General features: G+C 62.8%; 14 protein-coding genes and 1 pseudogene. 13 read left to right on the top strand and 2 right to left on the bottom strand.

What is annotated here, in order from left to right:
• The first annotated feature begins 239 nt into the window (after positions 1-239).
• Positions 240-947, top strand: a complete 708-nt coding sequence (locus FS320_RS50290; protein ID WP_338105493.1) for an MFS transporter — start codon at positions 240-242, stop codon at positions 945-947.
• 64 nt (positions 948-1011) lie between these two features.
• Entirely contained in the window at positions 1012-1392 is a 381-nt protein-coding gene (locus FS320_RS50285; RefSeq protein ID WP_338105491.1) for an MFS transporter, read from the top strand.
• On the opposite strand, the gene queF is transcribed toward FS320_RS50285, so the two are convergent.
• Positions 1377-1826, bottom strand: coding sequence for a preQ(1) synthase (queF, locus tag FS320_RS26030; protein ID WP_152714831.1), 450 nt, complete (start codon positions 1824-1826; stop codon positions 1377-1379). The genes FS320_RS50285 and queF overlap by 16 nt on opposite strands.
• Before the next feature lie 147 nt (positions 1827-1973).
• Here queF and eno point away from each other — a divergent pair, with 147 nt between their 5' ends.
• The 10 genes and pseudogenes from eno to FS320_RS25980 all read left to right on the top strand — a co-directional run bounded on the left by eno (position 1974) and on the right by FS320_RS25980 (position 13079).
• The gene (gene eno, locus FS320_RS26025; protein ID WP_152714829.1) at positions 1974-3257 is read left to right on the top strand and encodes a phosphopyruvate hydratase; all 1284 of its coding nucleotides are present in this window, start codon (positions 1974-1976) and stop codon (positions 3255-3257) included.
• Between the two features lie 195 nt (positions 3258-3452).
• Complete coding sequence (locus tag FS320_RS26020; RefSeq protein WP_152714827.1) at positions 3453-3767, top strand: FtsB family cell division protein; 315 nt, start codon at positions 3453-3455, stop codon at positions 3765-3767.
• Positions 3768-3939: 172 nt separating this feature from the next.
• Positions 3940-5001, top strand: a complete 1062-nt coding sequence (gene pdhA, locus FS320_RS26015) for a pyruvate dehydrogenase (acetyl-transferring) E1 component subunit alpha (RefSeq protein WP_152714825.1) — start codon at positions 3940-3942, stop codon at positions 4999-5001.
• Between the two features lie 63 nt (positions 5002-5064).
• Complete coding sequence (locus tag FS320_RS26010; protein ID WP_152714823.1) at positions 5065-6516, top strand: pyruvate dehydrogenase complex E1 component subunit beta; 1452 nt, start codon at positions 5065-5067, stop codon at positions 6514-6516.
• Positions 6517-6520: 4 nt separating this feature from the next.
• Positions 6521-6817 carry a DUF5076 domain-containing protein gene (locus FS320_RS26005; RefSeq protein ID WP_152714821.1) on the top strand — a complete coding sequence of 99 codons (297 nt, stop codon included), beginning with the start codon at positions 6521-6523 and terminating at the stop codon, positions 6815-6817.
• A gap of 26 nt (positions 6818-6843) precedes the next feature.
• Positions 6844-8265, top strand: a complete 1422-nt coding sequence (locus FS320_RS26000; protein WP_152714819.1) for a pyruvate dehydrogenase complex dihydrolipoamide acetyltransferase — start codon at positions 6844-6846, stop codon at positions 8263-8265.
• Positions 8266-8322: 57 nt separating this feature from the next.
• Positions 8323-8712 (top strand): tautomerase family protein, encoded by a 390-nt coding sequence (locus FS320_RS25995; RefSeq protein ID WP_152714817.1) that lies wholly within the window; start codon positions 8323-8325, stop codon positions 8710-8712.
• A 4-nt stretch (positions 8713-8716) separates the two neighbouring features.
• Positions 8717-10156: a dihydrolipoyl dehydrogenase gene (lpdA, locus tag FS320_RS25990; protein ID WP_152714815.1), complete on the top strand. Its 1440-nt coding sequence runs from the start codon at positions 8717-8719 to the stop codon at positions 10154-10156.
• A gap of 439 nt (positions 10157-10595) precedes the next feature.
• On the top strand, positions 10596-11552 hold the full coding sequence (locus FS320_RS25985; RefSeq protein WP_152714813.1) for a sensor domain-containing diguanylate cyclase: 957 nt from the start codon (positions 10596-10598) through the stop codon (positions 11550-11552).
• Between the two features lie 193 nt (positions 11553-11745).
• Positions 11746-13079 (top strand): annotated as a pseudogene (locus tag FS320_RS25980) (dicarboxylate/amino acid:cation symporter).
• 9 nt (positions 13080-13088) lie between these two features.
• Here FS320_RS25980 and FS320_RS25975 read toward each other — a convergent pair.
• Positions 13089-14006: a DMT family transporter gene (locus FS320_RS25975; protein WP_152714811.1), complete on the bottom strand. Its 918-nt coding sequence runs from the start codon at positions 14004-14006 to the stop codon at positions 13089-13091.
• 154 nt (positions 14007-14160) lie between these two features.
• On the opposite strand from FS320_RS25975, the gene FS320_RS25970 reads away from it, so the two are divergent.
• Entirely contained in the window at positions 14161-15519 is a 1359-nt protein-coding gene (locus FS320_RS25970; RefSeq protein WP_152714809.1) for an aminotransferase-like domain-containing protein, read from the top strand.
• Positions 15520-15773: the final 254 nt, after the last annotated feature.

The raw sequence follows: 15773 nt of genomic DNA, 5'->3' as shown, positions 1-15773 counted from the left end.
AAGCGGGGAGCAATGCGGGTGACGAGATCGTCCAACTGATCGGCCCAGCGGTGGGCCTCGCTTGCGTCTGTCATGGCGCGACACCTCCGTGTCTAAGACAACGCACAAGCCCCGGCTGTAGTACTAGGCTGCGTCCATGTCTTTTGAGGAGGGCAGGTCTGCATTCCTGTTCCTCGTGTTGCAATGAGGCCGTGATAAGGAGCGAATGCTCTCTTCACGGCCTCAATCGTTAGGATGCCATGTCTTCCCGCAACCTGATCCTCGCCACCAGCGGCTTTGCGAGCACTTTCTCCGGCCGCGCGGTCGAACCGATGGTCGGAATCATCGCCCGGGACCTGGGCTCCACCCCGCAGACCATCGCACTTCTGTCGGCCGCCTTCGCGCTGCCCTATGCCTTCATTCAGCCGGTGCTGGGTCCCATCGGCGATGCGCTCGGCAAGGAGCGCGTCATGAAGGTGGCGCTGGCGCTGCTCTTCCTTGCCTTGGCCTGCTCCATCTTCGCTCCCAATGCCGAAACCCTGTTCACCCTTCGCATCATTGCCGGTGCCGCCGCCGGCGGAGCGGTGCCGCTCTCCATCGCGCTGATCGGCGATCGGGTCGAGATGGCCCGGCGCCAGATCGCCTTGAGCCGCTATCTGGTCGCTGTGATCATCGGACAGCTGGCTGGATCGTCCTTTGCCGGGCTCCTAGCGGAGTTGATCGGCTGGCGGGGCGTGTTCACCCTCTCCACCGTCATGGTGGCCCTTGCTCTGGCAGCCACCGTCATTGGCTTCCGGGGTGCATTGCCGGGTGGCAAGTTCGACCTGCAGAGCGCGCTCTTGCGCTACCGAGACATTCTATCCAATCCGCGTGCGCTGACGCTCTTCAGTCTCGTCTTCGTCGAGGCCATCGCGATCTTCGGCATCTTCCCGTATGTGGCGCCGCTGCTCGAGGAGCGGGGCGGCTGAGGCCGGCTTCGCCATCGGCGGTTTCGCCATCGGCGGCCTGATCTATTCCGCCCTCGTGACCTAGATGCTGAGGCGGCTCGGCATTGGCAAAATCCTCCTGGGCGGCGGTTTCTTTGCCGGCGCTGCGCTGGTCGTTCTGGGATTGGGCGGAGACTGGAAGCTCGACGCGATCGCCCTGCTGCTCATGGGCCTCGGCTTCTACATGCTCCACAACACTTTCCAGGCCCAGGTAACGGAGGTGGCCCCCGGCGCGCGCGCCTCAGCGGTCGCTCTTCACGCCTTCTCGTTCTTCTGTGGCCAAGCGCTAGGCGTCGTGCTGATGGGCTTCGGCCTGCGCACTGTCGGGCTGACCGGGGCGACGGGCATCGCCGCCCTGATCATCGTTGGCGTCGGCCTGACCGCTTCGTTCGCCTTGACGAAGCCTGTCGGTCAGCGGGCGCGGTAGGGAGCCACGCCCTGGTCAGGCAGCCACAGGTTCTTCGGCAACTCGCCGGTCTGCCAGAACACGTCGATGGGGATGCCTCCGCGCGGGTACCAATAACCGCCGATCCGCAGATAACGAGGCTCCAGCAGGTCGGCGAGACGCTTGCCGATGGCCACAGTGCAATCCTCATGGAACGCGCCGTGGTTGCGAAAGCTGTGCATGTAGAGCTTGAGCGACTTGGATTCGACGAGCCACGGCCCCGGCACGTAGTCGATCACCAGAATTGCGAAGTCTGGCTGGCCCGTGACTGGGCAGAGCGACGTGAATTCCGGCACGGTGAAACGGGCGAGGTAATCGGTGTCCTGATGCGGGTTCGGCACCCGATCGAGCTGCGCTTCCTCGGGGGATTGGGGCTGGGCGCTGGCGTGGCCGAGCTGAAGGCTGGTTTCCGTCATGGGGCATTGACCTTGGATTGGGTGGGGGAAAGCTCTTGCCGTCCTTGCTCACATGGTCATTTCGGTCAATAAGCCAATTCATGACTTGAGGCCGCACCCGTCGCATGGGCGGCATCGGCCGCACTTCAGCCAGCAGGAGCCTGCTCAATGACAGCGATTATCGACGTTTTCGCCCGCCAGATTCTCGACAGCCGGGGCAATCCCACGGTCGAGGTGGATGTGACCCTCGAAGACGGCTCCATGGGCCGCGCCGCCGTGCCCTCCGGCGCCTCCACGGGCGCTCACGAGGCGGTCGAATTGCGCGACGGCGACAAGTCGGTCTATCTCGGCAAGGGCGTGCTCAAGGCCGTCGATGCGGTCAATAACGAGATCCTGGATGCCATCGGCGGCATGGATGCGGAAGAACAGGTCGCCATCGACGAGACCATGATCGAGCTCGACGGCACTCCAAACAAGGCCCGCCTCGGCGCCAACGCCATCCTGGGCGTTTCGCTGGCAGTTGCCAAAGCCGCCGCCGATGCCGCGGCTCTGCCTCTCTACCGCTATGTGGGCGGCACCCAGGCGCGCGTTCTGCCGGTCCCGATGATGAACATCATCAACGGCGGCGCGCATGCGGACAACCCGATCGACTTCCAGGAATTCATGATCCTGCCGGTCGGCGCGCCGACGCTGTCCGAAGCCGTGCGTATGGGCGCCGAGGTGTTCCACACCCTGAAGAAGGCCCTGAAGGACACCGGCCACAATACCAATGTGGGCGACGAGGGCGGCTTCGCCCCGAACCTTCCCTCCGCGGAGGCCGCCCTCGACTTCATCATGAAGTCCATCGAGCAGGCCGGTTACAAGCCGGGCCAGGACATGGTGATCGGCCTCGACTGCGCCGCCACCGAGTTCTTCAAGGACGGCGTCTACCACTACGAAGGGACCGGCCAGAAGCTGAACCCGCAGCAGCAGGCCGAGTATCTGGCAAAACTGGTCTCCGCCTATCCCATCGCCACCATCGAGGACGGCATGTCGGAGGACGATTGGGAGGGTTGGAAGGCCGTGACCGACCTCATCGGCAACAAGTGCCAGCTCGTGGGCGACGACCTCTTCGTCACCAATGTGGAGCGTCTTTCGCAGGGCATCCAGAAGGGCGTCGCCAACTCGCTGCTGGTCAAGGTGAACCAGATCGGCTCGCTCACCGAGACCCTCGCCGCCGTGGACATGGCCCACCGCGCCGGCTACACCGCCGTCATGTCCCACCGCTCGGGCGAGACGGAGGATTCCACCATCGCGGATCTCGCGGTGGCGACGAACTGCGGACAGATCAAGACCGGCTCTCTTGCCCGTTCGGACAGACTGGCCAAGTACAACCAGCTCATCCGCATCGAGGAGGAGCTTGGTCCGCAGGCAAGATATGCCGGGCGTACGGCGCTGAAAGCGCTGGCCTGATCACGATAGAGCGCACGTTCACATCCACCCTCTCGTCATGGCCGGCCCTATGTCGGCCATCTCGTTTCAGAAACGCGCTGCGCTTCATGCAACCGGGATTACCGGCACAGGGCCGGTCATGACATGTGCGTTCTGGTGAACCCAATACTCAATCTCTAACCTCTCCTTAACCATGTCGACGTAAGACTCGACCCTATGGTTATCCGCAGACGCGCACGACGATTTCTGATTCCGCTGGTGCTCTACGGCACCTCGGCGGCTGTCGCCGCTTACTTCGTGCATCACGCCCATAGCGGCGCACGCGGCATCGAGGCCCAACAAAAGTATGAAGCGCAGGTTGCCGAACTTTCCGCCGAGTTCGAGGGTTTAAGGACCCAGCGCTCCGACTGGGAACGTCGCATCGCGCTGCTTCGGAGCGATCAGATCGACCGCGATCTGCTCGAGGAGAGAGCGCGCGTAATGTTAGGACGTGTACACAAGAACGACCTTGTGATCATCACGGGACCATAATTAACAATAACTTAAAAGTTCTGCTTAACTCAATTCCAGTTAATTTCAAATAAGGCATTTACTTCAATGCTTTGCACATTTCATTGTGCACTGCAAAACGCCTTTTGACCTACTCGATTTCCGATTCCGACTGCGCTACAACTTTCGTCGAGGAAACCCTTCGGAGGACCCGATGGCTGTTGCTGCCCGCAAGGCGGGCCGTGCCGGTACAGGCACGGCTAACAAGACTACTTCCAGCAAAGGCTCCAATCGCGGAGCTGCCCCCAACACCCCACAATTCGACAAGAACCAGGACCTGTCGGCCTACAACGATATGCTTCTGATCCGGCGCTTCGAAGAGAAGTCCGGCCAGATGTACGGCATGGGCCTGATCGGCGGTTTCTGCCACCTCTACATCGGCCAGGAGGCTGTCGTCATCGGCATGCAGCTGGCGACGAAAGAGGGCGACCAGGTGATCACCGGCTACCGCGATCACGGTCACATGCTTGCCTGCGGCATGGACGCGAAGGGCGTCATGGCCGAGTTGACGGGACGCCGCGGCGGCCTGTCGAAGGGCAAGGGCGGCTCCATGCACATGTTCTCCAAGGAGAAACATTTCTATGGGGGCCACGGCATTGTCGGCGCGCAGGTGTCGCTCGGCACCGGCATCGCCTTCGCAAACCATTACCGCGAGAACGGCAACGTCTGCCTGACCTATTTCGGCGACGGCGCTGCCAACCAGGGTCAGGTCTATGAGAGCTTCAACATGGCGGCGCTCTGGAAGCTGCCCGTTGTCTACGTGATCGAGAACAACCGCTACGCCATGGGCACGGCTGTGACGCGTGCGTCGGCGCAGACGGACTTTTCGAAGCGCGGCCTGTCCTTCGGCATTCCGGGCGATCAGGTGGACGGCATGGACGTCCGCGCGGTCTACGCTGCCGGTCAGCGCGCCATCGAACATGCCCGCTCCGGCAAGGGCCCATACATCCTCGAAATGCAGACCTACCGCTATCGCGGGCACTCCATGTCCGACCCGGCGAAGTACCGCACGAAGGACGAAGTGACTCGCATGCGCGAGGAGTACGATCCGATCGAGCAGGTGCGTCGTCGTCTGCTGGAGAGCTGGAAGCTGTCAGAAGATGAGCTCAAGGCCATCGACAGCAAGGTGCGCGAGATCGTCAACGAGGCGGCCGAGTTCGCCACGCACGATCCGGAGCCCGATCCGGCCGAGCTCTACACGGATATCCTCCTGTAAGCGGCGCGTTGGCGCCGTCTTTCCCCGAATCTCGCCGCTGCGACAATCGAAACGAGTCTTTTAATGGCGATCGATATTCTCATGCCTGCCCTCTCGCCCACCATGGAGCAGGGCAAACTGGCCAAGTGGCTGAAAAAAGAAGGCGATCAGGTCAAGCCCGGTGACGTGCTGGCCGAGATCGAGACCGACAAGGCAACGATGGAGGTCGAGGCAATCGATGAGGGCGTCCTCGCCAAGATTCTCGTCTCCGACGGTACCGACAATGTCGCTGTAAACACCCCTATCGCGATTCTCGCCGGTGAGGGCGAGGACGTGTCCACCGCCGCTTCTTCGGCCAAGGCACCGGCCGCTCCGAAGCCGGAAGCCCAGCCTGCCCCAACTCCCGACATGGAGCGGGAAGGGTTGGCGGATCGGCCTTCGCCCGATTCGATCCCCGGCACGGACGCTACCCCGGTCGCAGAACCGGGGGCGCCGTACGTGATCCAAACGCGCACCGCACACGATGCCATGGCCGAGATCCCGGAAGGGACCGAAATGGTCTCGATGACCGTTCGCGAGGCGCTTCGCGACGCCATGGCCGAGGAGATGCGCAAGGACGGCAACGTCTTCGTCATGGGTGAGGAGGTCGCCGAGTACCAGGGTGCCTACAAGGTCACGCAAGGCCTGTTGCAGGAATTCGGCGCCAAGCGCGTGATCGACACGCCCATCACGGAGCACGGCTTTGCCGGTGTCGGTGTCGGCGCAGCGTTCACGGGCCTGCGCCCCGTCGTCGAGTTCATGACCTTCAACTTCGCCATGCAGGCGATCGACCAGATCATCAACTCGGCGGCGAAAACCCTCTACATGTCCGGTGGACAGCTCGGTGCCCCCATCGTGTTCCGCGGCCCGAACGGCGCTGCGGCCCGCGTGGGCGCGCAGCACAGCCAGGACTTCGCAGCCTGGTACTCGCAGATCCCGGGCCTGAAGGTGGTCTCTCCCTACACGGCATCCGACGCGAAGGGCCTCCTCAAGAGCGCCATCCGCGATCCGAATCCGGTGGTCTTCCTGGAGAACGAGATTCTCTACGGCCAGTCCTTCCCGGTGCCGAAGCTCGACGATTTCGCGGTTCCGATCGGCAAGGCGCGCATTCATCGCCAGGGCAAGGACGTCACCATCGTGTCCTTCTCGATCGGCATGACCTATGCGCTCAAGGCCGCCGAGGAACTTGCGAAGGAAGGCATCGAGGCCGAGGTCATCGACCTGTGCACGATCCGCCCGATGGACACCGACACCATCGTCGCCTCGGTCATGAAGACGGGCCGTTGCGTCACGGTGGAAGAGGGCTATCCGCAATCGGGCGTCGGTGCCGAGATCGCCATGCGCATCATGGAGAACGCGTTCGACTATCTCGACGCACCCGTGGCCCGCGTGACCGGCAAGGATGTGCCGATGCCTTATGCGGCCAACCTCGAGAAGCTCGCGCTCCCGTCCGTGGCCGAAGTCGTGCAGGCGGCGAAGGCCGTTTGCTACAGGTGACATCATGACTGAACGGAAATTCGAAGCCCTCAACGTTCCGCCGGACGTCCTCGAAAAGGGCGGCGTCGAGATCCTGAGGGCTTCGGTGGTCGACGGGGCGGTGAGCATCGCGCTGCGCCGCGCCTTCGACGATCCGTTCACCTGGGGCGTGCTCCTGGTGGATCTCGCCCGTCACGCCGCGCGCGTCTACGCCATGGAAACCGAGTTCTCCGAAGAGGAGGCTCTCGCCGAGATCACTGCCGGCATTCAGGCCGAGCTGGACGATCCGAGCGATCCCGGCTCGACGCAGGCTCTCAACTAACAATTCAGTCAGGATCGTAAAACGCCATGCCCATCAATATCCTGATGCCCGCCCTGTCTCCCACCATGGAAAAGGGCAACCTTGCCAAGTGGCTGAAGAAGGAAGGCGACACGGTGAAGTCCGGCGACGTCATCGCCGAGATTGAGACCGACAAGGCCACCATGGAAGTGGAAGCCGTCGACGAAGGCATTCTCGCCAAAATCGTCGTTCCCGAGGGAACCGCCGACGTGCCCGTCAACCAGCTCATTGCGCTGATCGCCGGCGAGGGCGAGGACCCGAAGAGCGTGACCGCTCCCGCCGCAGGCGGTGCCGCTCCGCCGTCCGCGCCAAAGGCGGAAGCCGCGCCGGCTGCTCCCGCCGCAGCGCCTCAGCCGCAGGCCAATGCCATCCCGGGCGATGCTTCGGCCCATATGGGTTATGCGCGCGTCGATCAGGCTCCCGCCGGTCCCGCGCAAGGCGCAAAGCCCGATGGGGCAGGGCAGGCCGCCGGCAACCGCGTCTTCGCCTCGCCGCTCGCCAAGCGCATCGCGAAGGAAGCCGGCATCGACATCGCTTCGGTTCAGGGCTCGGGTCCGCATGGCCGTGTCGTCGAGAAGGATGTGCGTGCCGCTCTCCAGGGCGGTGGTGCAAAGCCTGCGGCCGCTCCGGCTGCAGCAGCGGCTCCTGCACCGGCTGGCAAGCCCGCAGCGCCGCAGCTTGCTCAGAGCGCTTCGGCCGATCAGGTCAAGGCCATGTTCGAAGCCGGTTCTTACGAGGAAGTGCCCCTCGACGGCATGCGCAAGACCATCGCCAAGCGCCTGGTCGAGTCGAAGCAGACGGTGCCGCATTTCTACCTGTCGCTGGATTGCGAGCTCGACGCGCTCATGGCGCTGCGTGAGCAGATCAACACGGCCGCCGGCAAGGACAAGGACGGTAAGCCAGCCTACAAGCTCTCGGTCAACGACTTCGTCATCAAGGCGCTGGCCATCGCGCTCCAGCGCGTGCCCGCCGCCAACGCGGTCTGGGCCGAGGACCGCATCCTGAAGATGAAGCATTCGGATGTCGGCGTGGCCGTCGCCATTGAGGGCGGCTTGTTCACGCCGGTCGTGCGCAAGGCCGAGCAGAAGACGCTCACGGCCATCTCGGCAGAGGTGAAGGACATGGCGGGCCGCGCCCGCACACGCCGCCTGAAGCCGGAGGAATACCAGGGCGGCTCCACGGCGGTCTCGAATCTCGGCATGTTCGGCATCAAGAACTTCCAGGCCGTCATCAACCCACCCCAGGGGACGATCCTTGCGGTCGGCGCCGGCGAGAACCGGGTCGTGGTGAAGAACGGCGCACCCGCCGTCGTGCAGGCCATGACCGTGACGCTTTCCTGCGATCACCGTGTGGTCGACGGCGCGCTCGGCGCGGAACTTCTGGCGGCCTTCAAGCAGCTCATCGAAAGCCCGATGGGAATGCTGGTTTGATCGACATCATGGCCGGGTTCGTCCCGGCCATTCACTGTTGGCCGATAGGGAGGCTCCATGCCGCTCATCCGCATCTCGCTCAGACAGGGGAAGTCCTCCGCCTATCGCAAGGCGCTGGCCGACGGGATCTATCTTGCGCTCCGTGAGACCTTCAACGTTCCTGAGGACGACCTGTTCGTCACGATCAGCGAGCACGACGACGACAACTTCTTCTATGGTGCGAATTATCTCGGCATCGAGCGAAGCGGCGATCTCGTCATCATCCAGATCACAGTCAGCAACACACGGACCGTCGATCAGAAGAAGGCACTCTTCAAACGGATCGCCGAAAGACTGAGGTCGGAGCCCGGCCTTCGCCCTGAGGACGTGTTCATCAACCTGATCGAAGTCGAAAAGGAAAACTGGTCCTTCGGTCACGGAATCGCGCAGTACGCGCAGGGGAATTAGCACCATGGCAAACCAATACGACATCATCGTCATCGGCGGCGGACCGGGGGGCTATGTGGCCGCGATCCGCGCGGCGCAGCTCGGGTTCAAGACCGCGGTCGTGGAGCGCGAACACCTCGGCGGTATCTGTCTCAACTGGGGCTGCATTCCGACCAAGGCGCTGCTGCGTTCGGCCGATATCTACCACTACATGGAGCATGCCAAGGATTACGGCCTGTCCGCGCAGGGCATCGGCTTCGACGCAGCCGCCATCGTCAACCGCTCGCGCGGCGTCTCGGGCCGTCTCAACGGCGGCGTCGGCATGCTGCTCAAGAAGAACAAGGTCGACGTGATCTGGGGCGAGGCCAGCATCTCCAAGCCCGGCGAGGTCGTGGTCACGGCGCCGAAAAAGCCCGCCATGCAGCCGCAGAACCCGGTGCCGAAGGGCGTGCTGGAGCCCGGCACCTATCAGGCCAAGAACATCATCGTCGCCACCGGCGCACGTCCACGTGCGCTGCCCGGCATCGAGCCGGACGGCAAGCTGATCTGGACCTATTTCGAGGCCATGGTGCCGCCCAGCATGCCGAAGTCGCTCATCGTCATGGGCTCCGGCGCCATCGGGATCGAGTTCGCCTCGTTCTACCGCACCATGGGCGCGGAGGTGACCGTGGTCGAGGTCATGCCGCAGATCCTGCCGGTCGAGGATGCGGAGATTGCGGCTTTAGCCCGCAAGCGCTTCGAGAAACTGGGCATGAAGATCCTTTCGGGCGCCAAGGTCACGAAGGTCGAGAAGGGCGCGAACTCCATCACCGCGACCATCGACGACGGCAAAGGCGGCACGCAGACGATCACCGCCGAGCGGATGATCTCGGCCGTCGGCGTCGTCGGCAATATCGAGAATCTGGGTCTCGAGAAGCTCGGGGTGAAGATCGAGCGCGGCGTCGTCGTCACGGACGGTCTCGGCCGCACCAACGTGCCAGGCATCTTTGCCATCGGCGACGTCGCGGGCCCGCCCATGCTGGCGCACAAGGCGGAGCACGAAGGCGTAATCTGCGTCGAAACCATCAAGGGCCTGCACGCGCACGCCATGGACAAGGCCAAGATCCCGGGCTGCACCTATTGCAATCCTCAGATCGCCTCCGTCGGTCTCACCGAGGCCAAGGCCAAGGAGCAGGGTTACGACGTCCGAGTCGGCCGCTTCCCCTTCATCGGCAACGGCAAGGCGATTGCGCTCGGCGAGCCGGACGGCCTCGTGAAGACGATCTTCGACAAGAAGACCGGACAGCTTCTCGGCGCGCATATGGTCGGCGCGGAAGTGACCGAGTTGATCCAGGGCTTCGTGATCGCCATGAACCTGGAGACCACGGAAGAGGATCTGATCCACGCCGTCTTCCCGCATCCGACGCTGTCCGAGACCATGCACGAGAGTGTCCTGGATGCCTATGACCGCGTGGTCCACATCTGAACGGGCGACCTGCGAAAAGTTCGTCGAATCAGGCGGTTGCGGTTTGACCTTACAGCGGCTGGCCAGCTCACTTCAGGAGCGGCCAGCCGTTCTGTTCAGGCCGCGGCGGGATGATCGGATCCAGAAGCGTGCCGACAAAAGAACCCCGAGGACATGCGGGACGCCATTGGTAGCCAGGGGTGCCAGGAATGTGGGCATCGACCCTATTTAAGAGTGACCGTCCGGACGAACCCTGAGGCTCCTGGACAAGAATATCTTGTAGGACCTGTGAACTACAGCAGATGTGAGGCCTTTCTCCGACTGTTGAGCCGTTCCTGGCTGCGACTGCTGGTCCATTCATCCGCTGTGTAGGCGGTCCCTTTATCCCGGAATATTGCGAATTTGCGGTTCGATACTGTTACGGGTAGGGTGCTTTATCTTGCTCCGCCTGAAATATCTGATGAGTCCTTTTGTTTCAAAGCTTGATGATGAGACCCTCCGGTGCTTGGTGGAAGCGCTCAACGAGAGCGGCCAAGCGGTCTCCATCTATGATGCAGAAGACAACCTTCGATATGCCAACAAGACCTATCAGAGCATTTTCCTGAAGGGATATGAGGGGCCGTTCACGTTCACGGAAATCCTTCGCTACGGTGCTAAGCACGGAGTCGGGGTGAGGATCGATGACGGTGATGTCGAGGCTCTGATTGCAAGAACCTTGCTCCGGCGCCGAAGCGTGCCACGCAAGTCCTTCGAAACCGATTTCCTGGACGGAAGGTGGTTCTGGATGGATCACACGATCCTTCCAAACGGCTGGGTTCTTACAGTCGGGGCCGACATCACGGCGCTCAAGCACAATGAGAGAACGCTGCGCCAGGCACACAACGAAGCCGTCCTTGCGTCACGGACCGATCTACTCACCGGGCTGCCGAACCGGCGCCATGTACTGGAACTGCTGGATGACGCCCTGGCCGCAAATGCAGCGTCCGGATCCAGTCTATGCGTCGCCATGATCGATATTGACAGGTTCAAGGCCATCAACGACACGCATGGCCACAATGCGGGCGATGCGGTTCTCCGGCATTTTGGCTCTGCCTCCCGCGCGAAACTCGGTACGCATGATGCCATCGGACGTTTGGGGGGCGAAGAGTTCTTGCTCATTCTGCCGAACACGAGCCTCATCGATGCTGCCCGTATCATTGAACAGATCAGGCAGGGATGCGCGGAGGGAAAGCTTCAGGACGGTGAGGTCACTCAATCCCATTCCTTCAGCGCTGGCCTTGTCGAAGCCCAGCCGCGAGAGAGCCGGAACTCCATCCTCAGTCGAGCAGACCGCGCCTTGTACACCGCCAAACGGCAAGGCCGGAACCGCACCAAGCTTGGGTTGCAAGCGAGGAACCCCGAGGATCCGGCCGACTGATACCTGGACGCTGTGCATTGCCTCCGAAGCAGGGGCAGCCAGGAGCGCCCCGAAGGCGATGCTCCTGGTCCGCAAATTCGCGTGGACCCAAGGCGAGCTCTAGGGATTAACCAGCCAGGACCTGTGACGAGGTCTTGGCCGTATCGTTTCAGGACGGCGGCCCCCCACGCCCTTGGCCTGTGAGGAGGCGGCGATGACCAGCGTCGCAATGAGGGACGAACTCGAAGCTTCGCGGTCTCGCAAGAAACCCTGGTATAAAGTTCTCTATATCCAGGTTCTGATCGCCATCTTCCTCGGCATTTTGGTGGGGTGGCTGTTCCCGGATCTGGCCAAGAACGACTGGATCAAGGCCCTCGGCGACGGTTTCATCAAGCTGATCAAGATGGTCATCGCTCCGACATCTTCTGCACCGTGGTCTCCGGCATCGCCCACATTCAGGACGCCAAGAAGGTGGGGCGCGTCGGCATCAAGGCCTTGGTCTATTTCGAGGTCGTCTCGACCTTCGCCCTTATCATCGGCCTTCTCGTCGGCAACCTCGTGAAGCCGGGCGCGGGCTTCGCCGGCAACCCGGATCCTGCGGCCGTCGCCGGTTATGCCAAGCAGGCTGCCGAGCAGAAGCCGGTGGACTTCGTCCTGCATATCATCCCCGACAGCGTCGTCGGGGCTTTCGCACAGGGCGACATCCTTCAGGTCCTGCTGTTCGCGATCCTCTTCGGCTTCGCGCTTTTGGTGCTCGGCGACCGCGGCACGACCGTTCGCAATCTCATCGATGATGTGGCTCATGCCATGTTCGGGGTCATCGCCATCGTCATGAAGGCGGCGCCCGTCGGCGCCTTCGGGGCCATGGCCTTTACCATTGGCCGCTATGGCCCCTCGGCCCTGGGCAATCTCTTCGGTCTCATCGTGACCTTCTATGCCACGGCGGCTCTCTTCGTGTTCGTCGTGCTCGGCACCATTGCCCGGATCGCCGGCTTCAGCATCTTCAAGTTCCTCGGCTACATCAAGGACGAGCTTCTGATCGTGCTCGGCACCAGCTCGTCCGAGAGCGCCTTGCCGCAGCTCATGGAAAAGCTCGAACGCCTCGGCTGCTCCAAGTCAGTCGTAGGTCTCGTGGTGCCTACCGGCTATTCCTTCAATCTCGACGGCACCAACATCTACATGACGCTTGCGACCCTGTTCATCGCGCAGGCCCTGGGCTACGACCTCACCCTCAGTCAGCAGTTCACGATCCTGCTCGTGGCGCTGCTCACCTCGAAAGGTGCCAGCGGGGTCACAGGCGCCGGCTTCATCACGCTCGCAGCGACCTTGGCCGTGGTGAACCCGGCCCTTGTGCCTGGAATGGCCATCATCCTCGGCATCGACAAGTTCATGAGCGAGGTGCGCGCGCTCACCAATATCATCGGCAACGGTGTCGCGACTGTCGTTGTGGCCTGGTGGGAGGGCGAACTCGATCGCGAGAAACTCAATGCCGGCCTCAACCGGGAGATCGACCCGTCCGACATCGAGACGGCCGTGACGACGGATTGACTCAGACGTTCAGGATCGAGGGCCCGCTTCGGCTTCGGCAATGAGCGCGACGCCTTTTCCATCCGATTTGGCGAAATGCTTGGCACCAGCCACGCAGAGGATCACGCCGACGGTGACGGCGATCATCGGCCAGGCGACGGCTTCATGCAGAAGCACGGCGGACAAGGTCAGGCCGAAGAAGGGTTGCAGCAGCTGCAACTGTCCCACACCCGCGATACCGCCGAGGGCGAGACCGCGATACCAGAACACGAAGCCGATCAGCATGGAGAACAGGGAGACATAGGCCAGCCCCAGCCATGCAGGCAGGGCGATCCCGCTCAATGACGGCGGCCATGCGAGAAGGGTCATCGGTGCCGTGACCGGCAGGGAGAGGACGAGGGCCCAGGAAATCACCTGCCAGCCGCCGAGCCGTCGCGAAAGCTTTGCGCCCTCCGCATAGCCGAGACCGCACAGAAGGATTGCCCCCAGCATGAGGAGATCTCCGGTCGGCGATGCCGAATAGCCGTGGCGCAGGGAGAACCCTGCCACGAGGCACCCTCCCAGGCCCGAGAAGATCCAGAAGGCCGGGTGCGGCCGCTCACCGCCACGCATAACGCCGAAGATCGCGGTGGTGAGGGGCAGAAGGCCGATGAAGACGATCGAATGGGCAGATGTGATGTGACGAAGCGCCAGGGCCGTCAGGAGCGGAAAGCCGATGACGACGCCCAGAGAGACGATCCCAAGTGAAGGGAGGTCGGCGCGGTCGGGGCGCTTCTGGCGAAGGATCAGGAGCAAGATCGCTCCCAGCGCCCCGGCGATGCAAGCCCGGGCCAGGGTCAGGAACAGCGGATCGAAATCCGCGACGGCTACGCGCGTTGCCGGCAGCGATCCGCTGAAGATCAGGACACCCACAAAGCCACTGATCCAGCCTTCCTTCGTCCGGTCCATGTCCGAGCCCCCCGATGGAGTTGTTCTCGACCGGACGGCATGGCTTTTCCAGGTACGGTGCGATACGGTTTGATTGAACTGTCATGGAGAAAGGTACCGTACAGTGGATGATCTCGGACCGCATCGCTCGAGCGGAACGCGGGTGGAGCACGTCATGCAGATGATCCGCGCGCAGATCACCAATCGGTCGCTGACGCCGGGCGCGAAGCTGCCTTCGATCCGCTCCGTCGCGGCGAATATGCAGGTGTCTAAATCCACTGTGGTCGAAGCGTATGATCGGCTGGCGGCGGAAGGTGTCATCCGCTCCCGACCGGGTTCGGGCTTCTACAGCGCCGCGCCGCTGGCTCCCCTGTCGCTTGCAGAGCTTGCACCTCGGCTCGACCGTGCCATCGATCCCTTCTGGGTCTCCCGGCAATCTCTGGAGGCGGGGCAGGGGATGCTGAAGCCCGGCTGCGGCTGGCTTCCGAGCGACTGGATGCCCGAGGAGGACATCCGCCGCGCTCTTCGCAATCTTGCGCGAACCACGGAACATCCGAAACTCACGGATTACGGACCGCCGCTCGGGCTCGCGCCGCTGCGCCAATTCCTATCGCGGCGCATGGCCGAGCAGGGATTTCATGTCGGCCCCGATCAGGTCCTGCTGACGGAATCGGGCACGCAGGCGATCGATCTCGTGTGCCGGCTCCTGCTCCAGCCGGGCGATGCGGTGCTAGTCGACGACCCCTGCTACTTCAATTTCCTCGCCCTTCTGCGCGCGCATCAGGCGAAGATCGTCGGCATTCCCTATACCCTGGAGGGGCCGGACATCGAGCGCTTTGAACAGGCCCTCACCGAGCACCGACCGCGCCTCTACATCACCAACTCCGGTCTCCACAATCCGACAGGTGCCTCGCTCAAGGCGACGACAGCTCACAAAATCCTGAAGCTTGTCGAAGCCCATGGGGTGATCGTCGTCGAGGATGATATCTTTGCCGATTTCGAGATCGAACCGGCACCGCGCCTGGCGGCTCTCGATGGCCTCGAGCACGTCGTGCGCATCGGGAGCTTCTCCAAAACGCTCTCGGCCTCGTTCCGCTGCGGCTACATCGCCGCAAGACCGGACTGGATCGACAAGCTGACGGATCTGAGGATCGCCACCGGCTTTGCGAGCAGCCCGCTGTCACAGGACCTCGTTGTCAATGTTCTCGGCAGCAGCACCTATCGCAAATACTTGGAAACGCTGCGCGTTCGCCTCGCCAAGGCAAGGGCAGATACCATCCGGCGCTTGCGGGCGCTCGGCATTGAGCCTTGGTTGGAGCCCAACGCGGGAATGTTCGTCTGGTGCCGGCTGCCGGCTCGCCTGGATGCCGCCGACGTGGCTCGCGGCGCCCTGAACGAGGGTGTCGTGCTCGCGCCCGGCAACGTCTTCAGCCCCTCGCAAACGGCCACGGACTCCATGCGTTTCAACGTGGCCCAGTGCACGAATGAGCGCGTGTTCACGGTCCTTGAAAGAGCGATGGCGAATGTGGCCTGAACGTCCCTCGTTTAAGGCCAAGAAGGAAGAGCATCCTCGTTCCGGGAGGCTCGTCCGACATTCCCGGGAACATTGACGGGAGACGTTTCTTTTTCACGCCAGCGGACGTGGAGGACGATATGAAGCGCCTAATGGCATGGACCGGCCGTGCTCCCGGGTGGAGCATGGGGGCACGGGATTGTCCCGCAGCGAAGGAGCCATGTCATGACACAGCAGACCGCGACTGAGGCCATCGCCACCATCGGCATCGACCT

The sequence above is a fragment of the Microvirga tunisiensis genome (assembly GCF_009296175.1).
In the GTDB taxonomy this organism is placed as follows: domain Bacteria; phylum Pseudomonadota; class Alphaproteobacteria; order Rhizobiales; family Beijerinckiaceae; genus Microvirga; species Microvirga tunisiensis.
This window is presented reverse-complemented; position numbering and strand designations above follow the sequence as displayed.

Coding starts and splice junctions, on each gene's coding strand:
- FS320_RS50290 (WP_338105493.1), top strand. CDS start 240: ATGTCTTCCCGCAACCTGATCCTCGCCACCAGCGGCTTTGCGAGCACT.
- FS320_RS50285 (WP_338105491.1), top strand. CDS start 1,012: ATGCTGAGGCGGCTCGGCATTGGCAAAATCCTCCTGGGCGGCGGTTTC.
- queF (WP_152714831.1), bottom strand. CDS start 1,826: ATGACGGAAACCAGCCTTCAGCTCGGCCACGCCAGCGCCCAGCCCCAA.
- eno (WP_152714829.1), top strand. CDS start 1,974: ATGACAGCGATTATCGACGTTTTCGCCCGCCAGATTCTCGACAGCCGG.
- FS320_RS26020 (WP_152714827.1), top strand. CDS start 3,453: ATGGTTATCCGCAGACGCGCACGACGATTTCTGATTCCGCTGGTGCTC.
- pdhA (WP_152714825.1), top strand. CDS start 3,940: ATGGCTGTTGCTGCCCGCAAGGCGGGCCGTGCCGGTACAGGCACGGCT.
- FS320_RS26010 (WP_152714823.1), top strand. CDS start 5,065: ATGGCGATCGATATTCTCATGCCTGCCCTCTCGCCCACCATGGAGCAG.
- FS320_RS26005 (WP_152714821.1), top strand. CDS start 6,521: ATGACTGAACGGAAATTCGAAGCCCTCAACGTTCCGCCGGACGTCCTC.
- FS320_RS26000 (WP_152714819.1), top strand. CDS start 6,844: ATGCCCATCAATATCCTGATGCCCGCCCTGTCTCCCACCATGGAAAAG.
- FS320_RS25995 (WP_152714817.1), top strand. CDS start 8,323: ATGCCGCTCATCCGCATCTCGCTCAGACAGGGGAAGTCCTCCGCCTAT.
- lpdA (WP_152714815.1), top strand. CDS start 8,717: ATGGCAAACCAATACGACATCATCGTCATCGGCGGCGGACCGGGGGGC.
- FS320_RS25985 (WP_152714813.1), top strand. CDS start 10,596: ATGAGTCCTTTTGTTTCAAAGCTTGATGATGAGACCCTCCGGTGCTTG.
- FS320_RS25975 (WP_152714811.1), bottom strand. CDS start 14,006: ATGGACCGGACGAAGGAAGGCTGGATCAGTGGCTTTGTGGGTGTCCTG.
- FS320_RS25970 (WP_152714809.1), top strand. CDS start 14,161: ATGCAGATGATCCGCGCGCAGATCACCAATCGGTCGCTGACGCCGGGC.